Below are 18913 nucleotides of genomic sequence, written 5' to 3' on the forward strand. Positions count from 1 at the left end.
TATAGAAATAATGCTTTTGCCACGATTTCCCCTTAGCTACGCCAAAACGTCGGCGTAAGTAGAATAAGTAAGGTAAAGATTTCCAAACGACCAAACAGCATAGAAACTATCAATACCCATTTTGCTTTGTCGTTAACATCACCAAAGTGCAGCGCTACTTCTCCCAAGCCAGGACCGAGGTTGTTCAGAGTCGCAGCCACCGCCGAGAACGCACTGAGCTCATCCATTCCTGTTGCAATCAACCCCAACATACAAACCACAAATACCAATGCGTATGCGGAGAAGAAGCCCCAAACCGCATCGACAACACGTTGCGGTAGGGCACTGCCACCTACTTTGATGGTGTAAACCGCGCGTGGATGGACTAAACGTTTTAGTTCACGCGCACCTTGTAAGGTAAGAAGCAGGATACGGATCACTTTCATGCCGCCGCCTGTTGAACCAGCACAACCACCTATAAAGGAAGAGAACAATAACAGCACAGGTAAGAAGAGCGGCCAATCCGCAAAACCTGTTGTCGTAAAGCCCGCTGTTGTGGATATTGATACGGTTTGGAACAGAGCCTGATCGAAAGCATCGTATGTCGATGTGTAAGAGTGATGTTTCAGTAATAATAGAAAGCAAATGATAAATAGCAGCACTTGAATAAACAAGAAGGCACGAAACTCAGGATCTTTCCAGTAATACTTGGGATGTACGCCACCTGATGCAAATGCAGCAAAGTGCAGTGTGTAATTACATGCAGATATAAGCAGAAAAACCACCGTAATCAGGTTAATCGCGTAACTATCAAAGTATCCGATGCTGGCATCGTGGGTAGAGAAGCCACCGATAGCAATGGTGGAAAAGCTGTGACTGATGGCGTCAAATGGCGTCATACCAGCTAACCAAAAAGCCGAAGCACAGGCGATAGTCAGGCTCAAATAGATGTACCAAAGCGCCTTAGCAGTTTCTGCTATGCGCGGCGTCACTTTAGTGTCCTTGACTGGACCAGGGATCTCGGCGCGGTAAAGCTGCATACCACCGATGCCAAGTACTGGCAAAATCGCCACCGCTAATACGATGATTCCCATACCGCCGAACCACTGCAGTAACTGTCGATAGAATAGAATCGCTTTAGGTAACTCATCCAAACCAACAATAACGGTCGCCCCGGTCGTAGTGAGAGCAGAAAACGATTCAAAAAACGCATCTGTCACTGAGACGTTCGGGTTGTCAGCAATGAGAAAGGGGATCGAGCCTGCACTGCCAAGTACTGTCCAGAATAAGACGACAATAAGAAAGCCATCTCGAGCTTTAAGCTCGTGCTTATACCTGCGGTTTGGGTACCAACAAACGGCCCCACAAAACAGCAGAACAAAAAATGTCGTGACAAAAGGCACACCAGCACCATCTCGATAGATCAGCGCAACGAGTGCTGGCGCAAGCATAGTGACACTAAAGAGTGCGAGCAGTAGCCCGACGATTCGAATAATTGAACGAAATTGCATGGATAAATTGACTAGCGAAGCTGTCCCTGTTGCTTCCTGTTTTTCATTATTGTCCGTCTAGCGGAGTGACAATTGCCTTTGCCCCGCTTTTATTGATGATTGCTTGGGTAAACGCGCTCACTTCTCGAAGCTCAATTTCCACCACTAATACGACCTGATCGCTGTATTCAGCCTCGACTTCTATCGCGCCAAATTGCGGCATGATTGATTGTGCGATAGGCATAAACCCATAGTCTAACGTTAGTCTGAGCTTTGTGGTTATTTTTTTCTCAATAGTTTGAAGCAGCTTGAGCGCTTGTTGAACCCCACCCCCATACGCTTTAACCAAGCCGCCTGTACCTAACTTGATTCCACCAGAGTATCGCGTGACCACAGCCGTGATCTCCCCCACCCCAGATCCAGACAGCTGCGCCAGGATTGGTTTGCCTGCTGTTCCGGACGGCTCCCCATCATCACTAAAGCCCCATTTCATTGAATCTTCCGGGCGACCAGCAACAAAGCCCCAACAGTTATGTCTGGCATCAGCGTGTTTAGCTTTGATTTGATCAACAAATGCTTTTGCTGCTTCGATACTTGGCGTGTGTGCCAAATAAGTAATGAAGACGCTCTTTTTAATTTCTTCTTCAAATTGAGCGGGCTCTGCTGGAATCAGATAAGGCTTGTCATTCATAGGATTATGGATTCATGTCTATTTGCCTGAAGTCTATCACGAGTGTGATTTACCCGTCGCATAAGATCTGCCACAGCGCACAATGTTAAACACTTGTTTAAAAAATGTATTGAAATTAAACAATCCACGATCCAAACTAACTTTACTGGTCAAACCAGAACAAAAATAAAACGACTTCCTCGATACCTATTTGCCGAGGTACACGGCGTCGTTGAAATAGGTATACAGACAATCCACGATTGTATGTCATGGAGATAGACAATGATTTACCAAGCCGAAACCCTACAGGTAAAGGAAATACAAGATGGTATTGCAGAGCTAAGCTTCTGCTCTCCAAAATCCGTCAACAAACTCGACCTAGCGACATTAGAATCGCTAGATAAAGCTCTTGATGCGCTCATTGCCCATCAAGGCCTCAAGGGGTTGTTGCTCACTTCAGATAAAGACGCATTCATTGTAGGCGCAGACATTACCGAGTTTTTAGGTCTGTTTGCTAAAACGGATGCCGAGCTCGACCAATGGCTGCAATTTGCTAATAGCATCTTTAACAAATTAGAAGACTTACCCGTTCCGACCATCTCAGTGATCAAAGGCCACGCTCTTGGTGGCGGTTGTGAATGTGTGCTAGCAACAGACATGCGTATTGGTGACAAAACCACCAGCATCGGCCTACCAGAAACGAAACTGGGAATCATGCCGGGCTTTGGTGGTTGTGTACGCTTACCTCGCGTTATTGGCGCAGACAGCGCAATGGAAATCATCACCCAAGGTAAAGCATGCCGAGCTGATGAAGCATTGAAAATTGGCTTACTCGATGCTGTTGTAGAGACTGATGCTTTATACGAATCAGCACTACAAACTCTTAACTCTGCAATTAACGAGAAACTTGACTGGCAAGCACGCCGAGCACAGAAAACATCTCCGCTAACGCTGAGTAAGCTTGAATCAATGATGAGCTTCACCATGGCGAAGGGGCTGGTGGCACAAAAAGCAGGTCCTCACTACCCTGCCCCAATGACAGCCGTTATCACGATTGAAGAAGGTGCTCGCTTTGCACGTAATGAAGCGTTAGACATTGAACGTAAGCACTTCGTGAAACTGGCTAAATCGGAAGAAGCAAAATCACTCGTTGGCCTATTCCTTAATGATCAATACATCAAAGGCATTGCGAAAAAAGCAGCGAAGTCAGCAAGTAAAGACACGCAACGTGCAGCCGTATTAGGTGCAGGTATCATGGGTGGCGGCATTGCTTACCAATCAGCGCTAAAAGGTGTGCCAGTCTTAATGAAAGACATCGCGCAAGCGTCGCTCGACCTAGGCATGACTGAAGCATCTAAGCTGCTGAATAAACGCTTATCTCGCGGTCGTATTGATGGCTTTAAGATGGCGGGTATTTTAGCGTCAATCACACCGAGCCTACATTACGCAGGTATTGAAAACTCTGATGTGATTGTTGAAGCTGTCGTTGAAAACCCGAAAGTAAAAGCAGCAGTTTTGAGTGAAGTTGAGTCCCATGTCGGTGACGACACCGTTATCACCTCAAACACCTCGACGATTCCTATCAACCTATTGGCAAAATCACTAAAACGCCCAGAAAACTTCTGTGGTATGCACTTCTTCAACCCAGTGCATCGTATGCCTCTTGTTGAGATCATCCGTGGTGAGCACACCTCTGATGAAACCATCAATCGTGTTGTGGCGTATGCTGCGAAAATGGGCAAATCACCAATTGTCGTTAATGACTGCCCAGGGTTCTTCGTTAACCGCGTATTGTTCCCATACTTTGGCGGCTTCAGCATGCTACTTCGTGATGGTGCTGACTTTACGAAAATCGACAAAGTAATGGAGCGTAAGTTTGGCTGGCCGATGGGACCGGCGTACTTGCTTGACGTAGTCGGCATTGATACCGCGCACCACGCACAAGCTGTGATGGCTGACGGTTTCCCTGAGCGTATGGGTAAACAAGGTCGTGATGCGATTGATGCACTGTTCGAAGCAGACAAATATGGTCAGAAAAATGGTAATGGCTTCTACAGCTACACCATAGATAAAAAAGGTAAGCCGAAGAAAGCCTTCTCCGAAGCGATCTTACCGGTACTTGCTGACGTTTGTGCCGATAAGCAGGACTTTGACGATCAGACCATCATTCAACGTATGATGATTCCAATGATCAACGAAGTGGTGCTGTGCCTACAAGAAGGCATCATCGCCACTCCGCAGGAAGCAGATATGGCATTGGTTTATGGTCTTGGTTTCCCTCCATTCCGCGGTGGCGTATTCCGCTATCTAGACAGCGTGGGTATTGCTGAATACGTTGAAATGGCAAAACAACACGCCGAGCTAGGTGCGATGTACCAAGTACCGCAAATGCTGATTGATATGGCGGCGAAAGGTGAAAGCTTTTACGGTGCACAACAGCAAGGTTCTATCTAAGGAGGGATTCTAAAATGACTAATCAAACAAGAAATGTTGTCGTAGTCGATTGTCTACGTACTCCAATGGGTCGCTCTAAAGGTGGTGCTTTCCGTCATACACGAGCAGAAGATCTATCTGCGCGCCTAATGACAGGCATTCTTGCGCGTAACCCACAAGTGAACCCAAGCGAGATTGAAGACATCTACTGGGGCTGTGTACAGCAAACACTAGAGCAAGGCTTTAACGTTGCACGTAATGCGGCGCTGCTTGCTGGTCTGCCGATTGAAATTGGCGCCGTGACGGTGAACCGCTTGTGTGGCTCATCAATGCAAGCGCTTCACGATGGTACACGTGCCATCATGACTGGCGATGCTGAAATCTGCCTAATTGGTGGTGTTGAGCACATGGGTCATGTGCCAATGAACCACGGTGTAGACTTTCACCCAGGTATGTCAAAGAACGTAGCAAAAGCTGCGGGCATGATGGGCTTAACGGCTGAAATGCTTGGTAAATTACATGGTATTAGCCGTGAGCAACAAGACGAGTTTGCCGCTCGCTCTCACGCTCGTGCGCACGCAGCAACCGTAGAGGGTCGTTTTAAAAACGAAATTCTACCAATTGAAGGCCACGCAGCAGACGGCACACTGTTCACTCTGGATTACGACGAAGTGATTCGCCCTGAAACATCCGTTGAAGGTCTATCTCAACTTCGCCCAGTGTTCGACCCTGCAAACGGTACAGTAACAGCCGGTACATCATCGGCTCTGTCCGATGGTGCATCAGCGATGTTGATCATGAGTGAAGAGAAAGCTAATGAACTTGGCTTGAAGATTCGTGCACGTATTAAAGGCATGGCCATTGCGGGCTGCGATCCTTCTATTATGGGTTACGGTCCTGTACCTGCGACGAAAAAAGCGCTCAAGCGTGCCGGTCTTTCAATTGAAGACATGGATGTGGTTGAGCTAAACGAAGCATTTGCCGCGCAGTCTCTGCCGTGTGCTAAAGACTTAGGCCTGCTTGATGTTATGGATGAGAAGGTCAACCTTAACGGTGGTGCGATAGCATTGGGTCATCCACTAGGCTGTTCTGGTTCACGTATCTCAACAACGTTGATCAACCTAATGGAAGCGAAAGACGCGAAATACGGTCTGGCCACCATGTGTATCGGTTTGGGTCAGGGCATTGCGACAGTATTTGAACGACCATAACAGTTCAAGACGTTGTTGCAGTGATCGAGCCAACAATCATAAGCAAATGAACTAGTACTAAAATTTTTAGTATTACACTTAAGGGCGACAATTGATGTCGCCCTTTTTGTTTTACATCAAACATGCATGAAAAGCATACATTAAATGCTCAAGTTTCATTTTATTCATAGACAAAGAAGACATACACTTAGACCAGTTGATATCTTGCTGCATGTGACCCAGAGTCATGCTACCGCACAATCGGAGAACCTTATGTTTAATGCTCTAGTTCTAAATCAAGAAGACAAACGTACTATCGCTAACATCGAGCAAATCGATGAAACACAACTGCCTGAAGGCGACGTTCTGATTGACGTTGATTACTCATCGTTAAACTACAAAGACGGCCTTGCGATCACAGGTAAAGGTAAAATCATCCGTAACTTCCCGATGGTGCCAGGTATTGACTTAGCAGGTACGGTAGTAAGCTCAGAAGACGACCGCTACCAAGCTGGTGACAAAGTTGTCCTTACTGGCTGGGGCGTGGGTGAAAACCACTGGGGTGGTATGTCTCAGCGTGCTCGTCTAAAAGCAGATTGGCTAGTACCACTACCAAAAGGTCTAGACAGCAAGAAAGCAATGATGGTTGGTACTGCTGGTTTCACAGGCATGCTATGTGTTCAAGCACTGCTTGATGCAGGCATCAAACCTGAAAATGGTGAAATCCTTGTAACTGGCGCAAGTGGCGGTGTAGGCTCAGTCGCAGTAACGCTTCTAGCACAGCTTGGCTACAAAGTTGCTGCAGTGACAGGTCGTGTAGAAAAAAATGGCCCGCTACTTGAAAAACTAGGTGCTAGCCGCATCATCGACCGTACTGAATTTGAAGAACCAGCACGTCCACTTGAAAAGCAAGTATGGGCAGGTGCGGTTGATACTGTAGGCAGCAAAGTACTGGCTAAAGTATTGGCGCAAATGGATTACAACAGTGCAGTTGCAGCTTGTGGTCTTGCAGGTGGTTTTGATCTACCAACCACAGTGATGCCGTTCATCCTACGTAATGTTCGCCTACAAGGTGTGGACTCAGTAATGTGCCCAACAGAGAAACGTATCGCAGCATGGGAAAAGCTGGTCGAGCTACTACCAGACAGCTACTTCGAGCAAGCGTGTACTGAAGTTGCTCTTGCTGAAGCACCGAAATATGCAGAAGACATCACCAACGGTCAAGTAACGGGTCGTGTGGTTATCAAGCTATAAACACTGACTCAGTGTAAACAGACGAAGAGCCGGCATTGCTGGCTCTTTTTTGTTAGCAGTTCAGTCCCATATCTTCGATACGTTTAGCTATCAGACGGCTACACTCTTCACGCACAATCGTTCTTAACCATTCTTGAGCGGGAGAATGCTCGCAACGCGCATGCCAAATCATCGAGTATTCAAACGGCGTGAATTGGAATGGTAACGGTTTCACCACCAAGTCATAACGCTCGGCAACCAGATACGCCAAGTCCGCTGGCACTGTGATGATAATTGGCAAGGTATCCATGATCGCCAATGCGGCTTCTAAATGATAAGCCCGCAGAACCATTTTACGCTTAGGTTTCTCCATCAAAGCTTGTTCGATCAGTGCCTTAACACCATCACTGATGGCGATCATGGCATGTGGATGACTCAGATAATCATCCAAACTCATTTCTTTATCCGCTAATGGATGCTGTTTTGAAAGCATACACAGCACCCCCACTCGCCCCAACACTTCACTGCGTAGAGGCTCCACCGGGCCTGTCGGGCGACAAATCGCTAAGTCTGCACCTTCATAAGTGAGCTGATCTGATAAACGGTCGTGTTGCAGTGGTAAGAAGTTGAAAGACACGTTTGGCGCTTCTTGGTAAATTCTCGGCAAAGCGAACGGTAAGATTGTTTGCATGGCATAGTCGGTGGTCACGATGTTGAAAGTCTGCACGCATTGCAATGGGTCAAACTCAACCGGAGATAACAACTGACGTAAAGACTCTAATGGCTCGCCCAATGAGCGATCGATCTCTAACGCTTTCTGAGTTGGGATCAAATGCTGTCCCTGACGAGTAAACAGCGGGTCTCCCAATAAGTCGCGTAGACGACCAAGCACACGACTCATTGCCGATTGACTCAAGTTCAGACGTGTTGCCGCCTTACTGACACTGTTTTCCTCTATCAGTACTCGCAACGCAACCAGTAAATTTAAATCTCGGCGATAGATGTCTTCCAGTTCCACGAATTAGCCACTTATTTTGTATGTGTTTGGGTAAATTGTACTCTTTAGGCAAAAAAAATCCCGCCTTTCAGCGGGGAAGCCCAAGAAAAATGGGGATAGTGTCGGAATGAAGTGTCGGTAAAAATAGGTGAGCGTTATTAAAAGCATTCTGATCCAAGCAAGAAGCGCTAATTTTCTTGCTCAGATGCGCCAGACCATCTGCGCATCTCGATCCAAATCCCAATAATAGTGGCAACCATGCCTACGAGAGGCGTCAAAGAGGTGTCAGCTGGCGTCCTGAGTACCAATGCACAAAACGAGATAAAACACAGCACTGAGTAAATCGTAAGTCTGTCTAACGCTGTTAACATTGCCTCTCCCTTGCCAATTGTTACCAAATTGTTAATTTAAGGTAAAACAAAAAATTCGGTTTGCCAAGTGGTTATTGAATATTTTTTCAACGAAAGTAAAATTCAACGCTCAGTTAGTTACGAGAATCACACTATGAGCTTTAATCCTGAACTGGCAAACAAGACATTAGAGGCGGAAGGACTGCGCTGCCCAGAGCCAGTGATGATGGTCAGGAAGACAATTCGCAACATGCAAGATGGTGAGATTTTGCTGGTCAAAGCAGACGATCCATCCACGACTCGAGACATTCCGAGTTTCTGCCGCTTTATGGACCACCAATTAGTTGCGGCACAAACGGAGCAAGTTCCGTATCAGTACCTGATCAAGAAAGGATTGGAATAATCTGGTCGAACTAAAAACGGCAGCCTATATTGGCTGCCGTTTGTTTATTCGTCGTATTCGAGTGTGCGAACTTCTGATTGGAGCTTGTTAAGTTGTTTCTTCATTGCCCGCATCTCTTCATGCATAGGAATGATGTGAGCGACACGAATCCACGCTTCTACTGTCAATCCAGTAAGAACGAACGATCCTGCTACAATCGGTAACCACATATCAGTTAGCACCATCGCTAGTAAACACAGCGCTAAACCAAAAGTGAATAAATAACTCTGACTCTTCGGGGACATCCCCATGTAACGTGTAAGCATAAACTTGCCCTCTCGCTATCATTCACACCATTAAACTACCATGACAAGTATGACACTTATATGTCATCCGTCACGCAACGGAACGATTTAGAGTCAGAGTTTGAACTCGCGCAGCACGCCACTAATGATTGATAACTCACATCATTTCACGTGCAAAAAATCAGAACAGTGCAGCCCCTATTGCCAGAGCAATAAACAAAAATGCGGTGATTTTACGGATCAGCCCTAAAGGCATCTTGTCGGCCGACAATTTACCAATCAGGACCACAGGTACATTCGCCAGCAGCATACCGATTGTGGTACCGATAATCACCAAACTTAACGCATCCGCGTATTGCGCCCCTAAGATGGAAGTGGCGATCTGAGTTTTATCGCCTATCTCCGCAACGAAGAACGCGATAAAGCTGGCAATAAATGGGCCTCGATTAGAAATCTGCTCGTCATCATCCAGTTTGTCCGGGATCAGAACCCAAGCCGCCATCGCGACAAAACTGACCACCAGCACCCACTTTAAAATCTCAGGTGATAGATAGTCTGCGACAACCACACCTAACCATGCAGCCAAAGCGTGGTTGGCAATAGTTGCCAAAAAGATTGCTGCAATAATTGGGATTGGTTTTCGGTAACGACTTGCGAGTAATAGAGATAGCAATTGGGTCTTATCGCCAATTTCTGCTAACGCTACAGTAGTAATTGAAATAGCTAAAACGCTCACGACATGCTCATTGGGGCAGGGATTATTATTTTTAACCGAAGACAAACCTCACGCCCCTACCCCGGTTCGTGATGATTTGTCTAAGGTCTTGCTAAACTTGAAAGGCTTCAAGTCTCGAACGCCATGGTGATTTTGCACCAATTATGTTGACGGACGAACCAGATGAAACAGAAACTTCATCAGGTAAGCTACTCCCCAAAGACAGGCGCAATTCTAGCCACCTTTGTTGCGCTTCTCAAGAGCCAAAGCAGGCAAAAACTCCCTTTTAGGAAAAATACAGCAGATAACGCGGTAAAAATTCATTAAAGGAGAAAATCGCCCACGAATTAATCAAGATTAGCTCTACTCCCATGCTCAATATCTGGTTATACTAGATTGTTAATTTATTCAACCGTAATTACTCTTTATCGCCGTTGTTAGAGTTGAAAAACTCGGCATAGATGACGAATTAACGAGTAACAAGAGAATCGCGCGAACCTGACTTATGCAAAAATACGATATCAAAACCTTCCAGGGAATGATCCTCGCGCTGCAGGATTATTGGGCTCAAAATGGTTGTACCATTGTTCAACCGCTAGATATGGAAGTGGGTGCGGGTACCTCTCACCCAATGACCTGTCTACGAGCGCTTGGCCCAGAGCCAATGTCGACAGCTTATGTACAACCTTCACGTCGTCCTACTGATGGCCGTTACGGTGAAAACCCTAACCGTCTTCAGCACTACTACCAATTCCAAGTAGCGCTAAAACCATCGCCTGACAATATTCAAGAGTTGTACCTTGGCTCCCTTGAAGTTCTTGGTATTGACCCTCTTGTACACGACATCCGTTTCGTAGAAGACAACTGGGAAAACCCAACACTAGGCGCATGGGGTCTGGGCTGGGAAGTTTGGCTAAACGGCATGGAAGTGACTCAGTTTACTTACTTCCAGCAAGTTGGTGGTCTTGAGTGTAAGCCAGTAACTGGTGAGATCACTTACGGTATCGAACGTCTAGCAATGTACATCCAAGAAGTAGACTCTGTTTACGACCTAGTTTGGAACATCGCACCAGACGGCAGCAAAGTGACTTACGGTGACATCTTCCACCAAAACGAAGTAGAGCAATCAACTTACAACTTCGAGCACGCAGACGTTGAATTCCTATTTGGCTTCTTCGAACAGTGTGAAAAAGAGTGTAAAGAGCTACTTGAGCTTGAAAAGCCACTGCCACTACCTGCTTACGAGCGCATCCTAAAAGCCGGTCACGCATTCAACCTACTAGACGCACGTAAAGCGATCTCAGTAACTGAACGCCAACGTTACATCCTACGCATCCGCAACCTGACGAAAGCAGTTGCAGAAGCATACTACGCATCGCGTGAAGCTCTTGGCTTCCCAATGTGTAAGAAAGAACAAGCGTAAGGGGTAGAGTAACATGGCAAAAGAATTTCTAATCGAGCTAGGTACAGAAGAGCTACCACCAACGCAACTTCGCACACTAGCTGAAGCATTCGCAGCAAACTTCGAAGCTGAACTAAAAGGCGCTGAGCTTGCTCATGAAGGCGTTAAATGGTTCGCGGCACCTCGTCGTCTTGCACTTAAAGTCGCAGCACTAGCAGACAGCCAATCTGACAAAGTTGTTGAAAAACGTGGTCCTGCGGTTTCTGCAGCGTTTGACGCGGAAGGCAACCCAACAAAAGCGGCTCAAGGCTGGGCACGCGGTTGTGGCATCACGGTTGACCAAGCAGAGCGCATGGTAACAGACAAAGGTGAATGGCTACTGTTCAAACAAGAAGTGAAAGGTCAGCCAACGTCTGAGATCGTAGTTGAACTTGCAGCGAAAGCACTAGCAAACCTACCTATCGCAAAACCAATGCGCTGGGGCAACAAAACGACTCAATTTATCCGTCCAGTTAAGACGCTAACCATGCTAATGGGCAGCGACCTAATCGAAGGCGAGATCCTTGGTGTTGCTTCTGACCGCACTATCCGTGGTCACCGCTTCATGGGTGAGCAAGAGTTCACTATCGATTCTGCTGAGCAATACCCTGCGATTCTAGAACAGCGCGGTAAAGTAATGGCAGATTACGAAGCGCGTAAAGCAATCATCCTAGCTGACGCACAAAAAGCGGCAGCAGCGGTTGGCGGTATCGCTGACCTAGAAGATGACTTAGTAGAAGAAGTAACGTCTCTGGTTGAATGGCCAGTAGTACTAACAGCGAAGTTCGAAGAAGAGTTCCTAAAAGTGCCTTCTGAAGCGTTGGTTTACACCATGAAGGGTGACCAAAAGTACTTCCCTGTTTACGACGAAAACAAGAAGCTACTACCTAACTTCATCTTCGTATCGAACATCGAATCAAAAGAGCCTCGTTACGTAATCGAAGGTAACGAGAAAGTAGTTCGCCCTCGTCTTGCTGACGCAGAGTTCTTCTTCAACACAGACCGTAAGCGTCCGCTTATCGACCGTCTGCCTGAACTAGAGCAAGCGATCTTCCAAAAGCAACTGGGTACGATCAAAGACAAAACAGACCGCATCACAGAACTTGCTGGCTACATTGCTGAGCAAATCGGTGCTGACGTTGAGAAATCAAAGCGTGCTGGTCTACTAGCAAAATGTGACCTAATGACCTCAATGGTATTCGAATTCACGGATACTCAAGGTGTTATGGGTATGCACTATGCTCGCCACGACGGTGAAGCAGAAGAAGTTGCAGTAGCACTGAACGAGCAATACATGCCTCGTTTCGCAGGTGATGAACTGCCATCAAACGGCGTTTCAACAGCAGTTGCAATGGCAGACAAGCTAGACACTATCGTAGGTATCTTCGGTATTGGTCAAGCGCCTAAAGGCAGCGACCCATTCGCACTACGCCGCGCATCTCTAGGTGTACTACGTATCATCGTTGAATACGGCTACAACCTAGATCTTGTTGACCTAGTAGCGAAAGCGAAGTCACTATTTGGCGATCGCCTAACCAACGACAACGTTGAGCAAGACGTTATCGAGTTCATGCTTGGTCGTTTCCGCGCTTGGTACCAAGACGAAGGCTTCAGCGTAGACATCATTCAAGCAGTTCTAGCGCGTCGCCCGACGAAACCAGCAGACTTCGACCAACGAGTTAAAGCGGTTTCACACTTCCGTGAACTAGAAGCAGCAGAGTCTCTAGCAGCAGCGAACAAACGTGTAGGTAACATCCTAGCGAAATTCGACGGCGAGCTAGCAGCAGACATCGACCTAGCACTTCTACAAGAAGACGCAGAGAAAGCACTAGCAGAAAGCGTTGAAGTAATGACAGAAGCGCTAGAGCCAGCATTTGCTACAGGTAACTACCAAGAAGCCCTAAGTAAGCTAGCGGACCTACGTGAACCAGTTGATGCGTTCTTTGATAACGTAATGGTAATGGCAGAAGACGAAGCACTTAAGAAAAACCGTCTGACACTACTGAACAACCTGCGTAACCTGTTCCTACAGATCGCAGACATTTCTTTGCTTCAAAAGTAATTCATTACTCTTAGAAGTGATTAAGAAATAAGTAAAAGGGAAGCAGATGCTTCCCTTTTTTGTTGCCTTCAAACCGATGAAGGTGACGCTTATTATTCATTTTGTGAACAAGACTAAAATTTGTAGGGTGAGACGCGTTTAACTTGTTGGTGTAGAGCTCGGATTGTAGAGGCACAGTTTTGCTATAACTGGACTGTTTATTCGGGGGAAGGACACAATGAAAAAAACAATTCTCGCACTCTCTATCGGTCTACTGAGCGCCTGCAGCCAGATACCAGAAAATGCCATCGTATTAAACGTTGGTGATGACACTGCTGTTTTTGAGGAAAACTCACAAGGCTTACTTGTCGCTGAGCAAAAACTCGAAAAAGGCAGCTACACCTTTACCATTGCCGACAGTAATCAAAGCTGTGGCAGTAGCTTTGCCTTAGCAGAAGAAGATCGCATCAAATTCAATCGTCCATTAAAAATGGATAACTGCGCCACTGACGCACAAATGCCGCTGCGCATCTTCAAAGCCAATACCTATCAATTTACGCTCAATCCAACCACCAATGAGCTCACGGTCAAAATCAAACCAAAACAGAGTCAGGACATCACCTACTCTTGCCCTGTCGCAACTGACACGCCAAAAACCATCAACGTTGCCCAAACCTTTAATGATGGCACTGTCGTTCGTGATGCCTTAACCGGACAAGAAACCACTATCGCCAATGGCAGCGTCACCATGCAACCGGGTCCTATGAGCCAAGGTCTATTGCTGCTAGAAGAAGTTGAACAGCAAGCCGACAAACCGTTCAGTTGGGACAATGCGACGGTGTACTTCGTCATGACCGACCGCTTCTACAATGGCAACCCAGACAACGACAACAGCTACGGTCGCAGCAAAGACGGAAAATATGAGATTGGTACCTTCCACGGTGGTGACTTATCGGGTCTAACGAAAAAACTCGATTACATCGAATCACTTGGTGTCAATGCTATCTGGATAACCTCACCACTGGAACAAATCCACGGCTGGGTTGGCGGCGGCGATAAAGGCGACTTTAAGCACTACGGCTACCACGGCTACTACCATCAAGACTGGACCAAGCTTGATGCCAACATGGGTACCGAAGATGAACTCAGAACCTTCGTCGATACCGCCCACAAGAAAGGTATCCGCGTGATTTGGGATGTAGTCATGAACCACACAGGTTATGCGACATTAGCAGACATGCAGGAATTCGGCTTTGGTCAGCTTTACCTTGATGACCAAGAAGCCAAACAAGTCCTTGGTGAAAAATGGACCGACTGGCAGCCAAAATCAGGACAAAGCTGGCACAGCTTCAACGACTACATCAAATACGGTGATAGCGAAGCGTGGGATAAATGGTGGGGCAAAGACTGGATTCGCACCGACATTGGCGACTACGATGCTCCGGGCTACAACGACATCACCATGTCTTTGAACTACCTACCGGATCTCAAAACCGAATCGACTCAGAAAACCGGATTACCAAACTTCTTCCGCAATAAAGACACCAATGCGCAAGATGAGCTGCAAACCCCACGTGAACACCTGATTACCTGGTTATCCGATTGGGTACGTGACTACGGCATTGACGGCTTCCGTGTCGACACCGCAAAACACGTTGAAATGGAAGCGTGGGCAGAGCTGAAAGCCAGCACCACCCAAGCGCTTGCCCAGTGGAAGCAAAACAACCCGGACAAAGCCTTGGATGACTTACCTTTCTGGATGACGGGTGAAGTGTGGGCACACAGCGTGGTGAAAAGCCCGTATTTCGATAACGGCTTCGATTCCATCATCAACTTCGAGTTCCAATCTGACGTAGCACCAAAAGCGCTGAAGTGTTTCGCTCAACTTGATAATGATTACCGCCGCTATGCAGAACGCATCAATACCGATCCTGAGTTCAACGTGTTGAGCTACCTATCTTCACACGATACACAGCTGTTTTGGTCAGCGCGCAGTCGCAGCTTTGATGACCAAGCACGTGCCGCGAATGCTCTGATGCTGGCTCCCGGTGCAGTACAAATCTATTACGGTGATGAGATAGCTCGTGATTTTGGCATTACTGGTTCAGACGCCCACCAAGGCACACGCTCAGATATGCCATGGGATAAGATTCATGGCGAGCGAGAAGATCTACTGAAACATTGGCAAAAGTTGGGTGAATTCCGTAAACGCCACCCAGCAGTTGCTCAAGGTAAGCACATCACTCGCAACCAAGAAGGTTACTACGCGTTTGAACGCCAATACCAAGACGACAAGGTGTTGATTGTTTACACCGGTGAGTAAATCACACTCTCTCCACCAGCAAGGGAAGCATAAGCTTCCCTTTTTTATTGTTCTTTTTGCCCTTTTGTCTCGTTCCTCTGGTCTGATGACGCACTTTTTTCTTTTTCGGCTTAATTCACACTTTGCGTTAATTACACATTGAGGTAAGGTCAAGGATTACTCGATAAGCCGATAAAACATCGGCATAAACATACACAAAGCAATCACAATGAATTAGGTATAAGTCAGCATGCAGTTCTCAAAGTTTGGTGAAAAATTTAATCAGTATTCAGGTATTACGCAGTTAATGGACGATTTGAATGATGGTCTGCGCACACCAGGTGCCATCATGCTCGGTGGAGGTAATCCTGCCGCCATTCCTGCCATGCTCGATTACTTTCACCAAGCCAGTGAGGAAATGCTCGCCAGTGGGGAGCTCGTCGCCGCCCTCGCCAACTACGATGGCCCGCAGGGTAAAGACGCGTTCGTCAAAGCGCTAGCTCAGTTATTCCGTGAAACTTACGGCTGGGATATTTCAGAAAAAAACATCAGCCTAACTAACGGCAGCCAAAGTGGCTTTTTCTACTTGTTCAACTTGTTGGCAGGTAAACAGCCAGATGGTTCGCATAAGAAAGTGCTACTGCCTATCGCACCTGAGTATATCGGTTATGGTGATGCAGGCATTGATGAAGATATCTTTATCTCTTACCGCCCAGAAATCGAGCTGTTAGATAACGGTCTGTTTAAATACCACGTCGATTTTGAGCAGCTAACCGTCGACGACTCTGTTGCGGCAATCTGTGCATCTCGTCCAACCAACCCAACGGGTAATGTACTGACAGACGAAGAAGTACGTAAGCTGGACAAGCTAGCACGTGAGAACAACATCCCGCTGATCATCGATAATGCCTACGGTCTACCTTTCCCGAACATCATCTTTGAAGATGTCGAACCGTTCTGGAATGAAAACACCATCCTATGCATGAGCCTATCTAAGCTTGGTTTACCGGGCGGGCGTTGTGGCATTGTGATTGCGAGTGAAGAAATCACTCAAGCGTTAACCAATATGAACGGCATCATCAGCCTAGCGCCGGGCAGTGTTGGTCCAGCGCTGGCAAACCATATAATTGGCAAAGGTGATCTGCTTAAACTGAGTTCAGAGGTGATTAAGCCGTTCTACAAGCAAAAATCACAACGTGCGGTTGAACTGCTCCAACAAGCAATTACCGATGAGCGATTCCGCATCCACAAGCCGGAAGGCGCTATCTTCTTGTGGTTATGGTTTGATGAACTGCCAATCACAACAATGGAACTGTACCAACGCTTGAAAGCGCGTGGCGTATTGATTGTCCCTGGTGAATATTTCTTTATTGGTCAGCAAGACGAGTGGGATCACGCGCACCAATGCCTGCGTATGAACTACGTTCAAGATGATGAGATGATGCAAAAAGGCATTGCGATTATCGCTGAAGAAGTGGAAAAGGCTTACCGCGAAGGTAAATAGACGGATTGAACTCAGCCGTTCTTCTCTTTGAAATTACGGCTTTGAAATAGCGGATTTGAAAACCCCCAAACTAAAAAGAGCGCCCATATGGCGCTCTTTCTTATTCTATAACCGGGTGGTTAACTGATTAGTTGTTCTCAATCAGGTTGTTACCACCGATAGCAATCTTACGTGGTTGCATGGCTTCAGGGATTTCACGAACTAAATCGATATGAAGCAGACCGTTTTCCATTGATGCACCGACAACTTTTACGTAATCCGCTAGCTGGAATTTACGTTCAAAATCACGTTCTGCAATACCTTGGTAAACATAGTTTTTGCCTTCTTCGGCTTTACGTTCGCCCTTTACAATCAACATGTTTTCGTTTTGAGTCAGATCGAGCTGTTCTTCAGCAAAGCCAGCAACGGCCATAGTAATACGGTAGTTGTGCTCGTCTTTTTGCTCAATGTTGTATGGAGGGTAACCGCCAGAAGTATTTTTCGCTGTATTCGCTTCCATCAGGTTTAGCAGACGATCAAAGCCAATTGCATTACGGTATAGTGGTGAGAAATCTACATTACGCATAAATCTATCCTCTTAATTAAGCAATAGTCTTAGTTCAGATGAGTTTCATCCTACTGGCGTGTTGATGCAAAAACCAACGCCGAACTAAGAGATTCTTATCATTCCACTGGCCTTGGTTTGGCTCGGAGACATGATATTGAATCTAAAGGTTTAAGTTGTGTGCTAAAACGCCATATCCTCTTCTGAGCGATCTCGTTTTAGCGATTTCAGAGGGCTGGTCTTCTAGTCTCTAGCAAGCCAGTCACCCTCTTCGTAACTAGATATAAGGTCGTCAAAAATGACTTTCAAGGGAAAAAATAAAAAATTTTTAAAGCATCCACTATCCCCTTGAACAGCTTAGTTCCTCATCACTTCGCGATCTGTGATAAAAAGCCCGCCGTTCTGGGGGGCTCAATCTACACTTTACTTGCGGGAGGATTTACGCGCTTTTACAACGTCCTTTTCTGCCGCCTTTTCCTGCTTTAGTTTGCGCTTTTCTTTTAGACTCAACTGCGGTTGTTTCTTTTCTTTCTTACTCATGACTTCACCTCTATTTATTGGCACAACAGACAACCACACAGCATTTTCTGAGCTGGTGGCTGCGATTGATGAACAATTTCAGTAATCACAAAGCAGCGTCGCTGATTAAAAATTTCCACTTCGAGCGCATCATTTTTAGCTCGACCTAACAGTCGAGACCCCAAATAAGAATCGACCGCGAGCATACCTGTCATGGGTTGCCCCTTACGCGAGCTGACCAATGTCATGCGATATTGATAGGCGCGTTCAACATCCACTAAGCGAACCGTGTCCCCAACCGCAATACGAGCTCGGTTACGGCAATGGGCTTGTTGCTCGCAGATTTCAAATAGCGATAACAACCTTAGTGGTGATTGATAGGTTAAAAAGCGACTGGTTAACCACCAAGTTCGCAGCGCCAAGCAGTACGCTGAGAACCAGCGTTCAAACATGATTATTTCCTTCTTAATGCCTTGTCTTACAAATAAATTCAGTGCATTGAACCGGAAGTGCATCACTTCCGGCTTAGTTCAGGAAAGTCATCACCATTTTCTTAGTCTCCTTATTCATCAGCTCTTCAGCACTATAGCGAGCAGAAAAAAGAAAGCAAAAACGCTCAAGCGAACAAAATGGCGAGAAAAAAAGAAAACAGAAATAAAATGGCAGGCTTGATCGGGTTGTTGGCAGTTAGTACCAGAAAAACATCCGCTTTAGCAGAAAGTGGCGATTTTAGCTGGTGGTTGACCCGTCCTGATATGGGTTGACACTTTTTAACTAAAACGCTCGATGTACTTCATCGGGCGTTTTGTATTTTAAAG

16 protein-coding genes are annotated in these 18913 nt (G+C 46.5%); 8 read left to right on the forward strand and 8 right to left on the reverse strand.

Annotated elements, in window-relative coordinates:
• Window positions 1-32 precede the first annotated feature (32 nt).
• Both R8269_RS22355 and R8269_RS22360 read right to left on the reverse strand, forming a co-directional pair.
• Window positions 33-1490 (reverse strand): TrkH family potassium uptake protein, encoded by a 1458-nt coding sequence (locus tag R8269_RS22355; RefSeq protein WP_005378893.1) that lies wholly within the window; start codon window positions 1488-1490, stop codon window positions 33-35.
• Between the two features lie 46 nt (window positions 1491-1536).
• Entirely contained in the window at window positions 1537-2160 is a 624-nt protein-coding gene (locus tag R8269_RS22360; protein ID WP_005378891.1) for a YigZ family protein, read from the reverse strand.
• Window positions 2161-2421: 261 nt separating this feature from the next.
• On the opposite strand from R8269_RS22360, the gene fadB reads away from it, so the two are divergent.
• From fadB to R8269_RS22375, 3 genes are all read left to right on the forward strand, one after another.
• Window positions 2422-4593: a fatty acid oxidation complex subunit alpha FadB gene (gene fadB / locus R8269_RS22365; protein WP_005378885.1), complete on the forward strand. Its 2172-nt coding sequence runs from the start codon at window positions 2422-2424 to the stop codon at window positions 4591-4593.
• Window positions 4594-4607: 14 nt separating this feature from the next.
• Window positions 4608-5783, forward strand: a complete 1176-nt coding sequence (gene fadA, locus R8269_RS22370; protein ID WP_005378883.1) for an acetyl-CoA C-acyltransferase FadA — start codon at window positions 4608-4610, stop codon at window positions 5781-5783.
• Window positions 5784-6035: 252 nt separating this feature from the next.
• Window positions 6036-7016: an MDR family oxidoreductase gene (locus tag R8269_RS22375; RefSeq protein ID WP_005378882.1), complete on the forward strand. Its 981-nt coding sequence runs from the start codon at window positions 6036-6038 to the stop codon at window positions 7014-7016.
• 52 nt (window positions 7017-7068) lie between these two features.
• Here the strand turns inward: R8269_RS22375 and R8269_RS22380 are convergent, their stop codons facing one another.
• A complete protein-coding gene (locus tag R8269_RS22380; RefSeq protein ID WP_005378881.1) occupies window positions 7069-8013 on the reverse strand; it encodes a LysR family transcriptional regulator in 945 nt (314 codons plus the stop codon).
• 167 nt (window positions 8014-8180) lie between these two features.
• Window positions 8181-8363 carry a hypothetical protein gene (locus R8269_RS22385; RefSeq protein WP_005378880.1) on the reverse strand — a complete coding sequence of 61 codons (183 nt, stop codon included), beginning with the start codon at window positions 8361-8363 and terminating at the stop codon, window positions 8181-8183.
• A 133-nt stretch (window positions 8364-8496) separates the two neighbouring features.
• Here R8269_RS22385 and tusA point away from each other — a divergent pair, with 133 nt between their 5' ends.
• Window positions 8497-8745, forward strand: a complete 249-nt coding sequence (gene tusA / locus R8269_RS22390; RefSeq protein ID WP_005378879.1) for a sulfurtransferase TusA — start codon at window positions 8497-8499, stop codon at window positions 8743-8745.
• Between the two features lie 44 nt (window positions 8746-8789).
• On the opposite strand, the gene R8269_RS22395 is transcribed toward tusA, so the two are convergent.
• Both R8269_RS22395 and R8269_RS22400 read right to left on the reverse strand, forming a co-directional pair.
• The gene (locus R8269_RS22395) at window positions 8790-9050 is read right to left on the reverse strand and encodes a hypothetical protein (RefSeq protein WP_005378878.1); all 261 of its coding nucleotides are present in this window, start codon (window positions 9048-9050) and stop codon (window positions 8790-8792) included.
• A 160-nt stretch (window positions 9051-9210) separates the two neighbouring features.
• Entirely contained in the window at window positions 9211-9765 is a 555-nt protein-coding gene (locus tag R8269_RS22400) for a TMEM165/GDT1 family protein (protein WP_005378877.1), read from the reverse strand.
• A gap of 484 nt (window positions 9766-10249) precedes the next feature.
• Between R8269_RS22400 and glyQ the strand changes: the two genes are divergently transcribed.
• The 4 genes from glyQ to R8269_RS22420 all read left to right on the forward strand — a co-directional run bounded on the left by glyQ (window position 10250) and on the right by R8269_RS22420 (window position 17032).
• Complete coding sequence (gene glyQ / locus R8269_RS22405) at window positions 10250-11167, forward strand: glycine--tRNA ligase subunit alpha (RefSeq protein WP_005383818.1); 918 nt, start codon at window positions 10250-10252, stop codon at window positions 11165-11167.
• Window positions 11168-11180: 13 nt separating this feature from the next.
• Window positions 11181-13247: a glycine--tRNA ligase subunit beta gene (gene glyS / locus R8269_RS22410; protein WP_215810512.1), complete on the forward strand. Its 2067-nt coding sequence runs from the start codon at window positions 11181-11183 to the stop codon at window positions 13245-13247.
• Between the two features lie 217 nt (window positions 13248-13464).
• Window positions 13465-15549, forward strand: coding sequence for an alpha-amylase (locus R8269_RS22415; RefSeq protein WP_215810513.1), 2085 nt, complete (start codon window positions 13465-13467; stop codon window positions 15547-15549).
• Between the two features lie 229 nt (window positions 15550-15778).
• Window positions 15779-17032: a valine--pyruvate transaminase gene (locus tag R8269_RS22420; protein WP_258477523.1), complete on the forward strand. Its 1254-nt coding sequence runs from the start codon at window positions 15779-15781 to the stop codon at window positions 17030-17032.
• 127 nt (window positions 17033-17159) lie between these two features.
• Here the strand turns inward: R8269_RS22420 and R8269_RS22425 are convergent, their stop codons facing one another.
• Together R8269_RS22425 and R8269_RS22430 are read right to left on the reverse strand one after the other, a co-directional pair.
• Window positions 17160-17597: an Hsp20 family protein gene (locus tag R8269_RS22425; protein WP_005378857.1), complete on the reverse strand. Its 438-nt coding sequence runs from the start codon at window positions 17595-17597 to the stop codon at window positions 17160-17162.
• Window positions 17598-18130: 533 nt separating this feature from the next.
• Window positions 18131-18547: a GreA/GreB family elongation factor gene (locus R8269_RS22430; RefSeq protein WP_017635594.1), complete on the reverse strand. Its 417-nt coding sequence runs from the start codon at window positions 18545-18547 to the stop codon at window positions 18131-18133.
• Between the last annotated feature and the right edge of the window lie 366 nt (window positions 18548-18913).

Source organism: Vibrio sp. Vb0667 (assembly GCF_033391095.1).

Excerpts from the sequence above, each read along its gene's own strand:
- R8269_RS22385 (WP_005378880.1), bottom strand. The coding sequence starts at position 8,363 with ATGTTAACAGCGTTAGACAGACTTACGATTTACTCAGTGCTGTGTTTT.
- R8269_RS22375 (WP_005378882.1), top strand. The coding sequence starts at position 6,036 with ATGTTTAATGCTCTAGTTCTAAATCAAGAAGACAAACGTACTATCGCT.
- fadA (WP_005378883.1), top strand. The coding sequence starts at position 4,608 with ATGACTAATCAAACAAGAAATGTTGTCGTAGTCGATTGTCTACGTACT.
- R8269_RS22355 (WP_005378893.1), bottom strand. The coding sequence starts at position 1,490 with ATGCAATTTCGTTCAATTATTCGAATCGTCGGGCTACTGCTCGCACTC.
- R8269_RS22420 (WP_258477523.1), top strand. The coding sequence starts at position 15,779 with ATGCAGTTCTCAAAGTTTGGTGAAAAATTTAATCAGTATTCAGGTATT.
- R8269_RS22425 (WP_005378857.1), bottom strand. The coding sequence starts at position 17,597 with ATGCGTAATGTAGATTTCTCACCACTATACCGTAATGCAATTGGCTTT.
- R8269_RS22360 (WP_005378891.1), bottom strand. The coding sequence starts at position 2,160 with ATGAATGACAAGCCTTATCTGATTCCAGCAGAGCCCGCTCAATTTGAA.
- R8269_RS22415 (WP_215810513.1), top strand. The coding sequence starts at position 13,465 with ATGAAAAAAACAATTCTCGCACTCTCTATCGGTCTACTGAGCGCCTGC.
- glyS (WP_215810512.1), top strand. The coding sequence starts at position 11,181 with ATGGCAAAAGAATTTCTAATCGAGCTAGGTACAGAAGAGCTACCACCA.
- tusA (WP_005378879.1), top strand. The coding sequence starts at position 8,497 with ATGAGCTTTAATCCTGAACTGGCAAACAAGACATTAGAGGCGGAAGGA.
- fadB (WP_005378885.1), top strand. The coding sequence starts at position 2,422 with ATGATTTACCAAGCCGAAACCCTACAGGTAAAGGAAATACAAGATGGT.
- R8269_RS22395 (WP_005378878.1), bottom strand. The coding sequence starts at position 9,050 with ATGCTTACACGTTACATGGGGATGTCCCCGAAGAGTCAGAGTTATTTA.
- R8269_RS22430 (WP_017635594.1), bottom strand. The coding sequence starts at position 18,547 with ATGTTTGAACGCTGGTTCTCAGCGTACTGCTTGGCGCTGCGAACTTGG.
- glyQ (WP_005383818.1), top strand. The coding sequence starts at position 10,250 with ATGCAAAAATACGATATCAAAACCTTCCAGGGAATGATCCTCGCGCTG.